Source organism: Pelagibius sp. Alg239-R121, from assembly GCF_947331435.1.
Lineage (GTDB): Bacteria > Pseudomonadota > Alphaproteobacteria > Kiloniellales > Kiloniellaceae > Denitrobaculum.
Window position 1 is genome coordinate 77878 of record NZ_CAMZOF010000003.1, and the last position, 14383, is coordinate 92260.

The 14383-nt window shown below is 56.2% G+C and carries 12 protein-coding genes; 3 read left to right on the plus strand and 9 right to left on the minus strand.

The window, feature by feature from the left end; translation table 11 throughout:
- Window positions 1-4: 4 nt before the first annotated feature.
- From QMZ18_RS10820 to QMZ18_RS10840, 5 genes are all read right to left on the minus strand, one after another.
- Entirely contained in the window at window positions 5-1474 is a 1470-nt protein-coding gene (locus tag QMZ18_RS10820; RefSeq protein WP_282606312.1) for a di-heme oxidoredictase family protein, read from the minus strand.
- A gap of 242 nt (window positions 1475-1716) precedes the next feature.
- Window positions 1717-2280 (minus strand): hypothetical protein, encoded by a 564-nt coding sequence (locus tag QMZ18_RS10825; RefSeq protein WP_282606313.1) that lies wholly within the window; start codon window positions 2278-2280, stop codon window positions 1717-1719.
- A gap of 8 nt (window positions 2281-2288) precedes the next feature.
- Entirely contained in the window at window positions 2289-3308 is a 1020-nt protein-coding gene (locus QMZ18_RS10830; protein ID WP_282606314.1) for an acyl-CoA desaturase, read from the minus strand.
- 1 nt (window position 3309) lies between these two features.
- Window positions 3310-3861 (minus strand): hypothetical protein, encoded by a 552-nt coding sequence (locus QMZ18_RS10835; protein WP_282606315.1) that lies wholly within the window; start codon window positions 3859-3861, stop codon window positions 3310-3312.
- Window positions 3858-4163, minus strand: coding sequence for a metalloregulator ArsR/SmtB family transcription factor (locus QMZ18_RS10840; RefSeq protein WP_282606316.1), 306 nt, complete (start codon window positions 4161-4163; stop codon window positions 3858-3860). Before QMZ18_RS10840 ends, QMZ18_RS10835 begins: the two co-directional genes overlap by 4 nt.
- A gap of 425 nt (window positions 4164-4588) precedes the next feature.
- Here QMZ18_RS10840 and QMZ18_RS10845 point away from each other — a divergent pair, with 425 nt between their 5' ends.
- Both QMZ18_RS10845 and QMZ18_RS10850 read left to right on the plus strand, forming a co-directional pair.
- Window positions 4589-5236: a transposase gene (locus QMZ18_RS10845; protein ID WP_282606317.1), complete on the plus strand. Its 648-nt coding sequence runs from the start codon at window positions 4589-4591 to the stop codon at window positions 5234-5236.
- 63 nt (window positions 5237-5299) lie between these two features.
- Window positions 5300-6415 carry a zinc-binding dehydrogenase gene (locus tag QMZ18_RS10850; RefSeq protein ID WP_282606318.1) on the plus strand — a complete coding sequence of 372 codons (1116 nt, stop codon included), beginning with the start codon at window positions 5300-5302 and terminating at the stop codon, window positions 6413-6415.
- A gap of 15 nt (window positions 6416-6430) precedes the next feature.
- Here the strand turns inward: QMZ18_RS10850 and QMZ18_RS10855 are convergent, their stop codons facing one another.
- The 4 genes from QMZ18_RS10855 to QMZ18_RS10870 all read right to left on the minus strand — a co-directional run bounded on the left by QMZ18_RS10855 (window position 6431) and on the right by QMZ18_RS10870 (window position 11365).
- Window positions 6431-7249 (minus strand): hypothetical protein, encoded by an 819-nt coding sequence (locus QMZ18_RS10855; protein ID WP_282606319.1) that lies wholly within the window; start codon window positions 7247-7249, stop codon window positions 6431-6433.
- 74 nt (window positions 7250-7323) lie between these two features.
- Window positions 7324-8439 carry a hypothetical protein gene (locus tag QMZ18_RS10860; RefSeq protein ID WP_282606320.1) on the minus strand — a complete coding sequence of 372 codons (1116 nt, stop codon included), beginning with the start codon at window positions 8437-8439 and terminating at the stop codon, window positions 7324-7326.
- Window positions 8436-8633, minus strand: coding sequence for a hypothetical protein (locus QMZ18_RS10865; protein WP_282606321.1), 198 nt, complete (start codon window positions 8631-8633; stop codon window positions 8436-8438). The genes QMZ18_RS10860 and QMZ18_RS10865 overlap by 4 nt, the downstream gene beginning before the upstream one ends.
- A 305-nt stretch (window positions 8634-8938) precedes the next feature.
- Entirely contained in the window at window positions 8939-11365 is a 2427-nt protein-coding gene (locus QMZ18_RS10870; protein WP_282606322.1) for a response regulator, read from the minus strand.
- 822 nt (window positions 11366-12187) lie between these two features.
- Here QMZ18_RS10870 and QMZ18_RS10875 point away from each other — a divergent pair.
- Window positions 12188-14275 carry a methyl-accepting chemotaxis protein gene (locus tag QMZ18_RS10875; RefSeq protein WP_282606323.1) on the plus strand — a complete coding sequence of 696 codons (2088 nt, stop codon included), beginning with the start codon at window positions 12188-12190 and terminating at the stop codon, window positions 14273-14275.
- Window positions 14276-14383 lie beyond the last annotated feature (108 nt).

Here is a 14383-nt window from a genome sequence, read left to right on the forward strand (position 1 = left end):
ACCATCAGAGGTCTTCATCCTCCTCTTCTTGTTTGAAGATGACCAGGTTTTCCAGATATGCGATCAGTGCTTCGCGCTCTTCTTTCGGCAGCGATGCGTAAGCGCCGCGGCTGTCAGAGGCCTCGCCACCATGCGTGCGAATGGCTTCGTCGAGAGTCGTGGCACGGCCGTCGTGGAGCCAGGGGCCGGTCGAGCCGACACCTGCGAGAGACCGGGTCGGCCACATCTCGGCGGCGATGCCTAAGGGCGCGTCCGGGTCGGCGAGGACGGGCCCCATATTGTGGCGTTTGAAGTCTGTGAACCAATGGGCGAGGGCGCCGCCGTTCTTGGTTTCGCGCAGGGCACCCAGAAGCTTGATCTCTCCGGTTGCCGTTTCGATGCGGTTGTTCGGCTGGTCCGCCGTCAGGTCGAAACGGATTGCGGTCTTTTGTGTCAGAGATTCGTCGGAGGGTTTTGTGCCACTGGGGAAGGTCACGTCGTAAAAGCCCGGCGTGGCGCTCGGCTCGCTGAAGATAGGCGTGTCCAGCTTCATCTCTGGAACATGACAGGCCGCGCAACCGGTGCTGGCGAAGAGCGCCTCACCCTCAAGGATCCTGAATTTCTCCATCTCTGAAACCTTGGTCAGTCCAAGATCCGCGAGTTCGAGCCGCGTTACCGGTCGTTCCAGACCGGCCATGTAAAGGGTCAGCGAAGTTATGTCACCGACGGTCAACTCGTTGATGATGCCGTCGTGATCGCCGTCCTTGTCGCCGACCAGTTCGACCGCCTGTAAGCCCAGCTCATTATGCGCCGCGCCGCGGGTGAAGGAGCGGATGGTGGCATGGTTGCCCTTCCAGCCGAAAGGCTTAACCACGAGATCTTCGTCGATGCCTTCCAGGCCGTTTTTGTCGATTTCGACTTTGCAAGGCTCGATAGCCACCCGTGATGCGGCAAGCGTGCCGAAGGCAACTGCTTTGGCAACAAGCGCGGTGTCAGCTGCGCCGGTTCGACAAGCCTGTGCGACCATCGCGTCCCGCTGCGTCTTCAACTCGGCGGTCATCTCCTCGGCCAGCCGTTGGGGGACGCCGAGTGCCAGCAGAGGCAGTGTGTTTCTCTCGAGAAATCGCTTGGGATCGCCGGTGTGTGCAGGATCGACCAGGACATTCACGGCCACGTCGCCGGCCCCGTTCGCCATGGGCACGTTATGGCAGGCAATGCAGGCGGTTGCGTTGGGGCCACCCTCGCGTGTCGGGAGGTGGGCCGACCATTCTGTTGCGCCCGTCAAGTCGGCACGCGGGATCCGCGTGAAACGCCGGCCCTCGCCGACGTTCGCGCCGACCCCCCGTTCTGCCGTGAAGTTAAATTCGGTCAATTCATCGCCGGCTTCGAAGGCATGGTTGAAGGCCGCCTTGGCGCCTTTCTCGGCGAGGACTGCGTTGAGCCCTGATTGTTCAACCGGCTTGAGGTCTTCTTCCCCATGCGCAATCCCAGACATGAACGCCACCGAAAGACCTATTGCCGAAAGAGCCGGCGCCAAAAGGCTCGCTCTGAAATTTTTTCTGAAAGACTCAGCTTCCGTTATCGTTTCCTCCAAGCGATGTTCATTCGCTGCGCGGCCGAGATGCCTTGACCGTCACAGAGAACGCTTTATGACGTCGCTGGATGAAACGAAGCTGAAGGCCGTTTTCAGGTTGCTTTAAGCTTGGTTCTGACGTTTGGGTAAGAATGCGGCGTGCGTCAAAGAATCGCTAACAAACCAACCGCAATGGCGGCGAACGGCCCGACGAGAGCAATCACCGACCAGACGATGAGCGTTGCGAAAGAAAGGTAGTCCGCGCGGCCGGGCAGTTGGCCAGAGAGGGTCTGCCGAGCCCTTAGGGTGGTCATGGGGGCCGCAAGCAATGCATCGCTAATGTCCGTACCGTGGAGGCTTCTGGCTCGCCGTCCCAGGACATGGGCACGCCACAAGAGCCTTGGCGAAATCAGCAAGCCAAGCGGGATGAGCGGGAGGCAGAACCAGCTTGCCGCCCAATGAGGCATGGGGCCGGCACCAAACTCCCAGGCGGCCATCTGGCATTCACCCTGTATGCTACAGGGATAGCCCGTGATCAGATGATGCAAGTCGTGAGCGGCAATGGCTTTCTTGCGCCAGGCGAAGTTGGGAAGCCAGACTGTCAAAGGTCCGAGTTTATAACTCCAGAATTTTCGACCGGCTTCATCCCAGGGAAGTCCGTTGGAGATCTTATAGTCTCGAAGCGCCTCCCTGACCGAGGGAGTTTTTTTGGTTTGCAGGCGTGACACGGTCTGGGTTAGGCGCCTGAAATCTCGGCCTGATTGGGCGCTGCGGCCGCCATGGCTCTGGAGCTGGTGGGTGAAATCCCCACACGGGGCGGCAGATTTTTTGGAAGCTTAACGTTCCGGGCCAGCCCAAACCATTGCAGGACTTGAATAAAGTTCCAACCGAGATCGATTTGACCCGGGTAAAGGCCATGCCGGGCCGAGCTGGGGAAGGCGTGGTGGTTGTTGTGCCAGGATTCACCCATGGTCGGGATGGCCAGCAAGGGTACATTGTGGGCCTGGATCACCGCGCCGTCCACGGTCCAGTCCTGCGGTCCCTTGGTGTGGGCGTAGTAAGAGATCAGCCAATGCATGGAGGTGCAGGCGGCGACCCGGACGCAAACACCCCAGACAACCCAGGGGAGGCCGCCGAGAAGATAGAGAGCGAAGGCGATCGGGATCTGGTGGCACATCCAGGTTTTGTCCAGAAAGACAATGAAACGGTCATTCATAATCTCCGGGCCTGGATCGAAACCCGGCGGATTCCGAAGCTTCAAGCGGAAGTTCAAATAGTAAAAACCATCCAGCAGCAGAGGCTTCTTGTGGCATAGAAACCAGTGACAGTCCGGTTGGCGCTGTGCCCAGTCCCGGCTATCGTGCAGCCGGATCGTCCAGATCGGTCCGCCCATGCCCACGGCAGTGCCGAACCACAGTAGGAGATGCTCCAGCCATTTGGGACAGTCGAAACTCCGGTGGACGAGACGTCGGTGAAAGCCGACCGAATGGCCTGCGCAGAGCGTGATGCCGCTGGTGACGAGAAAGACCAGAAGGGCGTCCCATTCAAAGGTGATGGGCGCCAAGGCGAGCGCTGTCAGGAACATGCCCAGGTTCCACATTGAGCGTGGAGCGTCCCAGACGACTTCACCGTCAACCGGATCAGCCTTGTCCAGACCGGTGAGCGAATTGACTTTGAAAGCATCTGTGTGATCGGCGCTGATTATGCCATCGTTGGCTTCGATGTGACCCGGTGTCTTCGATCGCTTCGCTGTCATTTCAGGCCCTTTTTCCAAAGCTCCGGTCGAACAGCCGGGCAGCCCGTCCGCCGACCCGCAAAACCTGCCGCAGGCTGTCACGAGAAAGCCGGCGCGCTTGCACGTCGATCGCCTCGACGTCCTCGGCCAGGGATAGCAATTTTCCGATCTGCAGACTGGTTGCTTGGCTTTCCGGTCCTTCGGAAGCGGCTTCATGCTGGCAATCTCGCAGCAGCTCGACAGCAGGTCCGATTTCCCGACGGCGCCGCTCTTCCAAAGCCTTGAGCACTAAGTTCCAGGGATCGCTATCGGTCTGCCATCTTTTGGGCGCATCTTTTTCCAGCAGGTACGAAGTCACCAACTGATAATCGGACAACCAATCCAGGGCTTCCCGAAGGGCGGCCTCGTCTAAATTCAGATCTTCGCAGAGCTCTTCTTCACCCAGCGGGCGCGCCATCAGGTAGAGATAACCGTGAACCCGGCACGGCACTTCGGGTAGGCCCCATCGGGGACCAAGGTCTCCTAAAAAATCAATCAGGCGTGCCACCGGCGGGGAAACGGACGACCCGCTCATTCCTTGTCCCCGGGCGTCTTCCGCTCAGCCGAAATGCGCCTGGCATCGGGACAGAAGGGCGTGAGGAATCCATAGAGAGCATTCATCAGGTTGTCCGATGCCACGCTGTAGATGACGTATTGCCCACGCTTTTGCTCATGCACCAAGCCGGCTTCCTTCAACACGGACAGGTGCTTCGATATCGACGGTGTGGCCATGTCAAATTTGGCGGCAATCTCGCCCACGGTCATAGGGCCGCCGGCGAGATGATTCAGAATGCGGCGCCGTGGCTCGGACGCTAGAGCTTTGAAGGGACTAGCCATAGATAATTTCCTAACTTGGAAAATAACTAAATGCAAGCGAAAATTTGATTAAGCTGCGCGGCTTCGGTTGGTCCGACAGGGGCGTGTTGGAGATGGCCTTTCATACAGAGGGGTGCTTTTCGTAAGTGCTGGCCATTCAACCCACTCTATTGCCTTTGCCATTTGTTACGTCGCGGCGCTTTTCAAACCTCTTATCGTCGAGAGAATCGCGTGCCTATTTGTACGACGCAGTGTGCGCTTTGGGTGAAGCCGTTGGCTGATTGAATGCTGCACGAAAAGCAGTTTCTTTTCGCCAGACGCTCTCTGCGGGCGTGAACAACTATCGCTCTTCGAATGCAAGAACCATATTTATGGGGACATAGTTAAAAATTGACGATTCCTCTCGGAAAGACTAGCCTCCTCCAATGGCACGATTGGCAAGAGTAGTGGCGCCACGCTTACCGCATCTGGTAACGCAGCGTGGCAACAGGGGGCAGGAGGTGTTCTTCGGCAAGAAGGACTACGCAGCCTATTGCGAACTTCTGGCGGAGGGTTGCCGGTCGGCGAGGACAAAGCTGTTGGCTTATTGTCTGATGCCGACCCATGTCCATCTGATCCTGGTGCCCTCGAATCCCGATGGTTTGCGTGCGGCATTGGGCGAGGCACACCGGCGTTATACAAGAGCCGTGAATCTCCGCGAAGGATGGCGAGGTTACTTATGGCAGGGTCGCTTCGCCTCCTTTCCCATGGACAAATCCTATTTGCTGGATTGCGTACGTTACGTCGAACAGACACCGGTGCGTGAAGGCTTGGTGCGGCGCGTGCGGGACTGGAAATGGTCGAGCGCACGGGCGCATCTGGCCGGCGAAGACGATGACCTGATAGACGTTGAGCCGTTGCTGTCATTGGAGCCGGACTGGAAAGCCTTTTTGCGTCAAAGTCTTTACGAAGATGAATTCGAGGCGATCGAAGCTGCCGGGCGTACCGGTCGGCCGCTCGGCCCGGACAAATTTACCAGGCGACTGGAAAAGCGCCTAAATCGCCAGCTGGTACGTCAAAAACCGGGACCGAAACCGAGGCAGGACGACGAATAGCGATCTATGACGCCCGGTAAAGGGCCGTCGAATTGGGCCTTTTCACGAACTGAAGTGAATCCTATGAGCCTTCCAAAGCTAATGAGTGGCGTTCAGCTGTCGCGACACGGTGGTCCGGAAGTACTGTTGTGGAATGACGAAATTCCCGTTCGTGCCCCGAATGCGGACGAGGCGCTGGTGCGCGTTTTGGCGGCGGGCGTCAACAACACCGACATCAATACACGCGTCGGCTGGTATTCGAAGACAGTGACCGGCGGAACCGAGGACTCGGAGCAAGGGAAAGACAATGGCCAGGGTGCCGCCGTTGAGAAGGTCACCGTCGAAAATGGCGGTTGGGCGGGCACGTTACCTTTGCCGCTCATTCAAGGCGGTGATCTTTGCGGTGAAGTCGTTGCGATCGGGGCGGAGGTCCACGCTCTGGCGGTCGGTATGCGTGTGACTTGTCCCATCAATCAACCCGTACCGACGGCGGGTAAGCCGACAGCGTTCGTTGCCCTGGGGTCCGAGTTCGACGGCGCCTTTGCCCAGTACTGCACTGTGCCAGCAAACCAGCTTTCGGACGTCAGCTCTTCACCGCTGAGCGATGTGGAGATCGCTGCCATTCCCTGCGCCTTTGGGACTGCCATGAACCTGCTGGCACGCGCAGGCGTTGGTGAAGGCGACCAGGTGCTCATCACGGGGGCTTCCGGCGGCGTTGGTCTTGCCGCCGTTCAACTGGCCCGATTGCGCGGTGCCCGAGTGACCGGTGTTTCGAATCCGCAGAAACAGGAGGCGGTGCGCGCGGCGGGGGCGGAGCAAGCCATAGGCCGTGGCGATCTACCCGAACCGGGAAGCTTTAGTGTCGTGATTGATGTCGTTGGCGGTCCGGACTGGGGAGGCTACATCGAAGCGTTGAAACCTGGTGGACGCTATGCGGTCTCCGGCGCAATAGCCGGCCCCATCGTGGAGGCCGACCTGCGGACCATCTATCTAAATGACATCACGCTATTCGGCTGTACATTTCAACCGTCCGAAGTTTTCGCCGAGCTGGTCTCACTGATCAACGCAGGTAAGGTGCGACCGCTTATTTCGAAAACCTATCCGCTGCGAGACATTGCAATCGCGCAGGAAGATTTTCAGTCAAAAAAATATCCAGGCAAGCTGGTGTTGATTCCGCCCGAATGCGACGCAGGAATTTGACTCTGCAATTTCGGCTTATTTAATCGCCGAACTGCGTTTCATGATCTCGAGGACCTGGAGTTGGGCGGCGAGCAGATCAGCGTCGGCTTCAGCCACGGCGATCTTCTGGTCGATAGCGTCGCCTATCCGTTCTTGCACGCGGGTTAGGCTGATTTGGCCGATATAAAACGCTTGCAGGACCGAATCAGAGAGGTCGCCGGAGAACGCGCTCATAGGCTGGAGCAAGGCATGTTGCCGTTTCGCTCCCTCATAGCGGTTCCAGGCATGTCTAAGGCGTTGTTGCGCTTCCTCGGCCGTAGAAGCTTGTGCTGTCAGTGCCGCTGCTTCGTTCTCCGGCCAGCTTTCGGCCAAGATTGACGGTGTGATGAAATCGGCGGGGTCGGTTTGCAGTGCGGTCTGAAAGAAAAGAGTGAGATGGCCCAATGAGGTTGCGAGTCTGGCCTCTTTCAACTGAAATCGCTTGAGTTCGATTTCTGCGAGCAGAAGATCGGCGTTAGTGCCTCTTCCGCTTTCGACCCCTGACCGTACGTCTTCCAGCAATCTGCGTTGTTGCGTGATTGCCTCTTGAAGGATCTGCTGTTGTTTCCCGTCGCGGAGGACGTGGAGGTAGAGCTGGCCGGCGATGGCAGCACAGTTCTCACCGTTTCGCGGTATAGCCAAAGCTTCCCAGGAGGCGGCCGCGAGGGCGTTCTCAACGGGCGCACAGTCATTTTTCGCTACGTCGAGCACCTGCCAGAGTGCTGCTGCCTGTAGTGGGGTGAAGCTTCCTGCGGTGAAGATCAAGCCAATGAACGCCATTCGGGTGAGGAAGATAGAGCTTGGGTTTGAGCGCATACGCGTTGCCTCTGGCTGGGGCATCCTTAGATCGAATGCTTTTGGATTAAGTTTGTTCTTGAAGTTGGGGCATGTCAGTTGCCGTCTTCACCAGAAGCCTTTGGCGTCTCGAACATCTCGGCAACCGCGGATTTGGTGATGGCAAAGCCCTCAGCCAGAACCGAGATCTGGGTGCGAAGAGAGAGAGCGAAGCGCCGCAGATGCTCTGGAGAGTCAGTCGCTTCACGCACCACCTGGCGCTTGAACTCGTCGACCCAAAGTGCGACCAGCTTTGGCGGCACGCCGGAAAGATCCTGCACCAGGAATGCTTCGTCTGCGCCGACGGACTTTTCGCTTAAGGGCCTTAGAACCGATACGATGAAGGGTCCGTTACCGCGCAATTGAACCTGCCCCATCAATACTTCAGCCCGGGCATGATCGTAGAGCCTCGACAGAATATCAATTTGCTCGGTTGCGGTCCGCTGGGCGAAGTGCAGTCGCATGCTTGTCGGTTTGGTGTCGATAAAGATCGGCTTTAATGGCGCGTAGAATATATTGATGCTGGCCCGGACGGCACCGCTGCTTTCCAACGCGTCCGCCGAACGGACTTGACCGACATAGGCCTCGATGGCGCTCTTAAACCGCGCATGCTCCTCGCGCGAACCTTCGCTGGCGCCCGCGAACAACAGATAGCTGTAGAGTGGATGGCCGTCCCGTTCGAATTCACCTGGAAACAGGAGATCGCGGCCGGTGTGGCGAAGGCCTGACAGATTGGGTAGCGGGCTATCGCCTCCCGAATCTTCTCCCGCAGCTGTTTCCAAGTGAGTGTCTTCGACAGTTGTGACTGCTTGGATTTGATCGACAACGACTTGGGCGCTGACAATCGTCCCATTGATAGAAAAATCGATCGTCTCCAGATCATCCCGCACTAGAAAATCCCGCAGTACGATGCGACCGTTGTCGGTGAACAAGAGGACGAGGTCGCTGGCAACTTCGACAATCTGGGCATCTTGGGCATCGAACATTAATGTCAAGATGGTGTTTTTCGGCGCTTCAACGGTTAGGGTTTCACCCGGTGCCGGTTTTTGTATTTCGATCAGAGTCATTGCCTGCCCGGCAACGACCGTTGTAGGACTCCACAAGAGCACGGTCAGCAGGAACAGGGGGAAGACGACATGCCATGAATTATTGTTCTTGGCGGTGCCGGTCATTTCGAATCCACCTTCTGGTTCGAGCCCAAGTGCTTTCTCGCCAATACCACGAGCTTCACCAGGCCGTAAAAGACCGCTAGGACAAAAACCGTTTCTCCTGCGCCCAAAGGCTCGTTGGGAAAGGTCAAATAAAAGGCAGTCCAGACGAACACCGTAAGCGCCACCGCAACAGCGAGGTCAATACTCCACTTCACCGATTATTCTCCCCCGCGTTCAGGACAGGCATCTGAGACCTGTCTCGTACTTTCCGTGTAACCTAACATATCGATGCCTGAGGGGCGAAGTTAACTCGATCGAAATCTTACTTCACAATGGGGGTCGGTTGGAAAATAGACGTGGGGCGCGATCTGCCGTCGGTGAGGGTGGACAGGATCGACATCATGCCTGTGATGCAGAAGCCGTAGGAACATTGGATTGAAAGGCGATAGGGGCACCAGCGAAGGAGTGCGACTGGATCAGCAAAGAACGTGAAAGGCCCTCCAGCGATCAGTCTCTGTCGTCAAAGAGTGTTTTTGCGCAGCGTCGTTTGCGTGTCATCTTCGACGCATTCTGATTCGCCGGAACCGCCGGGCGTCGTCTCCGTCCAGTAAGCGATTTTTTCGTAGAGCTCGGCGCGATTGATCGGCTTGGTCATATAATCATTCATGCCGATCTGGATGACGCGTTCCCGGTCACCCTTGAGGGCGCGGGCCGTAACACCGATGATCGGCAGCTGCGCGGCATCTTTTCCCAGCTGACGGATCTTGCGGGTCGCTTCCATGCCGTCCATTTCCGGCATTTGCACATCCATCAAGACTACATCGAACGGCAGGTCCCGCACCGACTGAACAGCCTCGGTTCCATTGGCGACGACAGTCACGCTGTAACCCTGGCCCTGCAGCATTTCGCGCACGACCTTCTGATTTATATGGTTGTCTTCGGCCAGCAGGATGCGGGCTCTGCATTTTTTCGACAGTTCATGCTGCGGTTCCGGGTTTTGCGCGGGGCGTGACGGATCCTGATCGGAACTTTTCTGGCCGGCGATGTCGTGACTGTGATCGTCATCGTCGGGACGACTCTGATTGGTGTTGAGTGGATCGTCGGCGAAGACTGTGCCGATACACTTTAACAAGGCACCGGGCCGCAGAGGTTTGGGAAGGGCCGCGTCGAAGCCGCGCTGTTTGGCGAGCGTGTTGGAATTGTACTGGCCGGATGACGAAGAAAAGATAAGGGTCGTCTGATCGATCCCAGGAGTCGCGCGGATCATGTTTCCTAGATCGAGGCCGTCGGTCACCGGCATGAAGTGATCGATGATCGCGCCGTCAAAAGCGTTCCCGGAATCAAAAGCGTCACGCAGTTTGGTCAGGGCCGTTTCGGCGTTGATGGCCAGGGTGACTTGGGCTCCCAGTGCAGAAAGCTGCTTTTCGAAAACCGCGCGGTTGACATGGTTGTCGTCGACCACGAGGAACTTCCGGCTACGCAAGAATTCTTTGACATCCTGCGCCCAGGAATCGGATTTGATCTGTCGCTTGATGCAGACCGTGAACCAGAAAAGACTGCCGCCGCTTTCGCGCGGCGAAAACCCGATGTCGCCGTCCAGTAACGCGACCAACCGCTTACAGATTGCCAGCCCAAGGCCTGTGCCTTCATGTTTGCGCTTGTCGGTTCCATCGGCTTGAGAAAACTCCTGGAAAAGCTTTTCGCGCATTTCTTCGGGCACACCGGCGCCGGAATCGCTGACTTCAAAGCGAAGTACGACCTTGTCGTCCTGACCTTCCTCTCGTTGACGGGCGCCAGTCTGGGGCGTTTCGAGACGTACAGAGGTTTCGATCGAAACGCCACCGTCATTGGTGAACTTGACTGCATTGCTGATCAGATTTAGCAGGACCTGTCGGATGCGGCCTTCGTCGCCGATGAAGGCACTGGGAACGTCGGCGGCAACGAAGGTTGGTATTTCCAGGCCCTTGCTGTGGGCCTGAGGAGCCAGAAGTTCTACGGCGCTGTCCAGCATTGGCAGTAGCTCGAACTCAGAATCTTCTAACTCTAGCTTCCCGGCCTCGATCTTCGAAAAATCCAGGATGTCGTTCAGGATGGTCAGAAGCGATTCGCCGGAATAGAGGATCGTTTCGGCGTGCTGGCGTTGGCTCTCGTCCAGTTTTGAATCCAGCATCAGGCTGGCCATACCCAAAACGCCGTTAAGGGGTGTCCGGATTTCATGGCTCATGTTCGCGACAAATGACGACTTTGCCCGCTCGGCGCTCAATGCCTTGTTGCGCTCCTCCGCCAAAAGGAGGTTCTGGCCTCGCTGTTTATGAAGTAAGACGGCGAGCGCAATAAAAGGCAGAAGAAGGGCGATCAGTGTAATCCCAACAAGCTCAAGGCCCAGCTTCCAGAACTCCTCTTTGAGCTCGGCGGCCTGTTCGGTTTGATCGACATAGACTTCGGCAATGGCAAGCGTTTCGCCGTTTCGAACAATCGGAATGTAGCTTTCGACATAGACGTCAGGCCGGTCAGGCTTCTCGAGGCCGCTCTCGATCTGTGTGTAGGGGATCCCGGTGGCGATGACGGACGCCGCCTTTTTATTATGATCACCCAGACTGGGACCGCTGGTGGACGAGGCGTTCAACTCGTTCGACACGACGCTTATGCGCCCCTCTTTGTCAAAAAGCTTGAACAGAAACACGTCACCGAAGCGGCTGACACCCTTCAGGAAAGCCTGATCTTCCTGGGTGAGCCCGTTCCCGGAGGCAATCGCCTCTATCTGGTCCAACTCGGCGCTGATGTATTCACCCCAAGCCAGAGACGTTCTTTCAGCCTGATCAGCAAGGATTCTGCTGGCGGTCATGTTGGCGATCACAATCCCGCCGGTCGCAAGTAAAACGAGGACAGCGCCGAAAATGGCGGAAAAGACAAACTTGTTCCGAAAACCTCTGCTCGCTTCGCTCATGTCTTTCCGCCTTCAAAAGCACCTGACCGTTACCGACCTGGTTTAATAACAACAAGGGTGAAGAGGATCGGACAGTCAGGAGAATAGCTTTCCCGCAAAGTCATCGATCACCAGTTCTGTCGTATCCGCCTGTGCCGTCGAAGGTAGTTTTCAATCGACCTCGGAGCCTTGAGCTGCCTGTGACGGCGGTCACGGGTCCCTCGCTTGGCAACGCCTGGTCAGAAGCTAGCGCTCAGAACATTACCCGAATGCTAAAAATCGGCGCAAATGCACGAATTCGTGTCCAATTTTGCGAAAAAACCTGTCTCTATGAACACCTTAAATTGAACAGTTCACAACTAGAGTGCGATTGGTTTTGATTCACGTAATCAAGGATGTGAGCAGTGATAGAACGATCTCCTACTCACCTGCTTAGTGCCGGATCTTGTCGAGATCATGGAACACTTGTCGATTGCGGCGCGAATGAACTCTCGAATTCAAGCTCACAGTCACCGTATTCGGTCGATCAATTCAGGCAAATAGCGATTGAAGCGCCGATGAGCAATTTAACGCACTATCCAGTTCCGCCCGCTACGGGATACGAGCCGAGTGTGCGATCTCTCTCAACAACAATAAAGTTTCATTGAACAACTAGTGAGAGAACGTGTGTCGCTAATTAAATACCACTATGGTTGTTTCTTGCCCAAATAATAATCAGGTCTAAATGTAAGCACGATAAAGAATAGAGAGATAAATTATTCATTAGGACAATTCAATTAACACCAGACGGTAGGAAATTATCAAGCCTGGGATGATATTTCGCAGTAAGCCGGAATTCAAAAAATGAATATTCGAATTATCAGCGTGTCGGTGTCGGTCGCTCTCGCGGCACTCATTATGGCCGTTCTCGCCTTTGATCTCTATAAGATGCAGCAGAATCGAGTGGCAACGCAGGGTGCGCGCGCAAGCTCGATGATGCTTTCTGTGCTCTCAAGCGCCCTGACCGAACTCTCGACCGAACGTGATCTGGTGTACATGGCACTCGGAACCGGAGAAGGTTCGTCCTCGGATCTCGGAAGTTCGATCAAGACGACCCGAAATCACGTAAATGAAAAGCTGGAAATCTTCCACCGCGAAATCGAAAGTGCGTCCTGGGCAGACAATCCGGCAAACTTCGCCGAGCTTCTCGGACAGTCGCGAAACGTTCTGGAACTGTTCCGTGACGAGGCAGACAGCCTGATCTCGACACCGGCTGCTGACCGGGATCCGGTGCGGGTAATTCAGCTTCCGGGTGATTTTACGAATATCATCATTTCTCTGCGCCAAATTGCGTCGGGATTGCGACGTAGCGATGTCTCCATTCCCCATCAGATGGTATTTCTGGAAAAGCTGGAGGAGCTGACCTGGAGTCTCTTCGACTATGGCGGACGCGAGCGCGCTGCCTTAGCTCTCATCATCGCGAACCCGGACGCCGCGGAGCAGAATTTAGGATATGCTGCCCAGATGATCGATCGGGCCGTACTCTCCTGGCAAGAGATCCAGCCCTATTTCAAGGATACCAAGCTGCCGCCTGATGTTTTGGAACAGCTGACCAAGGTCCGAACCGAATTTTTCGAGGATTATTGGTTCCTGCGCGATGAGATCACCTATCTAGCGCAATCAGGCGAAGCCTTTCCGCTTTCGTCCGACGAGTTCCTGCAACAAAGCGCTGCTGCAATGGCCGGAGTCGCATCGCTTCAATTGATCATCGAGCGAGAGAAGCTCGGATTCTGGTCCCAACAGGCGCAAGACCAGTTTACGGCCCTCTTGTTCTATGCCTCGATTGCGCTGGTCGGCCTGCTGCTCAGCGCCTATTTCCTGTTTTTCATGGTGCGCCGGGTGACCGGGCGGATCAATGCAATGACCGCCGTGATGTGTGAGTTGGCAAAAGGCGATACCAGGATCGATTTGAGCGGATTTCAAAGCCGAGACGAATTGGGCGAGATGGCGCAGGCGGTCGAAGTCTTCCGTGAAAACGCCGAACGTGTCTCCGAACTGACCGCTGAACGCGAAGCGCAACAAAAGAGGTCGGAAGAAAAATTAAAGCAGGAGATGACTACCTTGACCGGCACGCTTGAGCAGGCGATCAAACAGACCGTCGTGGCCGTCGAAGAAAAGTCGAGCCAGATGAAGGCGATGAGCCAGAAGATGACGACGGCCGTAACCCAGGTGCAGGATCAAAGCCAATCGGCCACTACAGTCTCTCTCGAATCCGCCGATCGGATGCAGAATGTAGCGACTGCCACCAACGAACTGTCTTCTTCGATCAGTCAGGTCGAACAGGCAGCCAAAGACGCTTTGGGACTTTCGGTAACGGCGGTCGACAAGGCGAAGAAAACCAACCTGACCGTTAACGAATTGAAAGAAGCAGGCGGACGTATTGGAACGATCGTTGGTGTGATCAACGACATCGCCGAACAGACCAATCTGCTTGCACTCAATGCGACCATCGAGGCAGCCCGCGCCGGCGAGGCCGGTCGGGGTTTCTCCATCGTGGCGTCCGAGGTCAAGTCCCTGGCCAATCAGACGGTCAAGGCGACGGAAGGTGTGGCGGAGCAGATCAGTTCCATGCAGCGCATCACCGACGAAGCGGTCACCGCGATTGAGGATATCGGCAGCACGATCGATAGGATGAGTGAGATTGCGGACAGCATCGCCGCTTCGGTCAATCAGCAGGAATCCGACACCAATGCGATTGCTGAAAACATCCGGGTGGCGGCAAAAGATACGGAACGGGTCAGCAGCAGTATTTCCGAAGTCTCCGATGTGTCGAGCAACTCGGGTCTGATTGCAGTCGAGGTGGATGCAGCCGCATCTCAGGTGACCGAACAAATTTCTGAGCTGGAAACAACCATCACATCCGCGGTCCGGAGTTGGGCGAACAAGGCCTGAATAGGCAGTGGTTTCATTTGTGGTGACGATGCGATAGCAGCGCAGAAAAAGTCTGATTAGATATTTGATTATAAACGGATGTTTAGGTTTTTTCGCCTAGCTTTCAAA

What these genes read in the sequence shown, in the direction of transcription:
- QMZ18_RS10850 (WP_282606318.1), top strand. Translation starts at nt 5,300, where the DNA reads ATGAGCCTTCCAAAGCTAATGAGTGGCGTTCAGCTGTCGCGACACGGT.
- QMZ18_RS10820 (WP_282606312.1), bottom strand. Translation starts at nt 1,474, where the DNA reads ATGTCTGGGATTGCGCATGGGGAAGAAGACCTCAAGCCGGTTGAACAA.
- QMZ18_RS10840 (WP_282606316.1), bottom strand. Translation starts at nt 4,163, where the DNA reads ATGGCTAGTCCCTTCAAAGCTCTAGCGTCCGAGCCACGGCGCCGCATT.
- QMZ18_RS10830 (WP_282606314.1), bottom strand. Translation starts at nt 3,308, where the DNA reads ATGACAGCGAAGCGATCGAAGACACCGGGTCACATCGAAGCCAACGAT.
- QMZ18_RS10875 (WP_282606323.1), top strand. Translation starts at nt 12,188, where the DNA reads ATGAATATTCGAATTATCAGCGTGTCGGTGTCGGTCGCTCTCGCGGCA.
- QMZ18_RS10835 (WP_282606315.1), bottom strand. Translation starts at nt 3,861, where the DNA reads ATGAGCGGGTCGTCCGTTTCCCCGCCGGTGGCACGCCTGATTGATTTT.
- QMZ18_RS10860 (WP_282606320.1), bottom strand. Translation starts at nt 8,439, where the DNA reads ATGACCGGCACCGCCAAGAACAATAATTCATGGCATGTCGTCTTCCCC.
- QMZ18_RS10855 (WP_282606319.1), bottom strand. Translation starts at nt 7,249, where the DNA reads ATGCGCTCAAACCCAAGCTCTATCTTCCTCACCCGAATGGCGTTCATT.
- QMZ18_RS10870 (WP_282606322.1), bottom strand. Translation starts at nt 11,365, where the DNA reads ATGAGCGAAGCGAGCAGAGGTTTTCGGAACAAGTTTGTCTTTTCCGCC.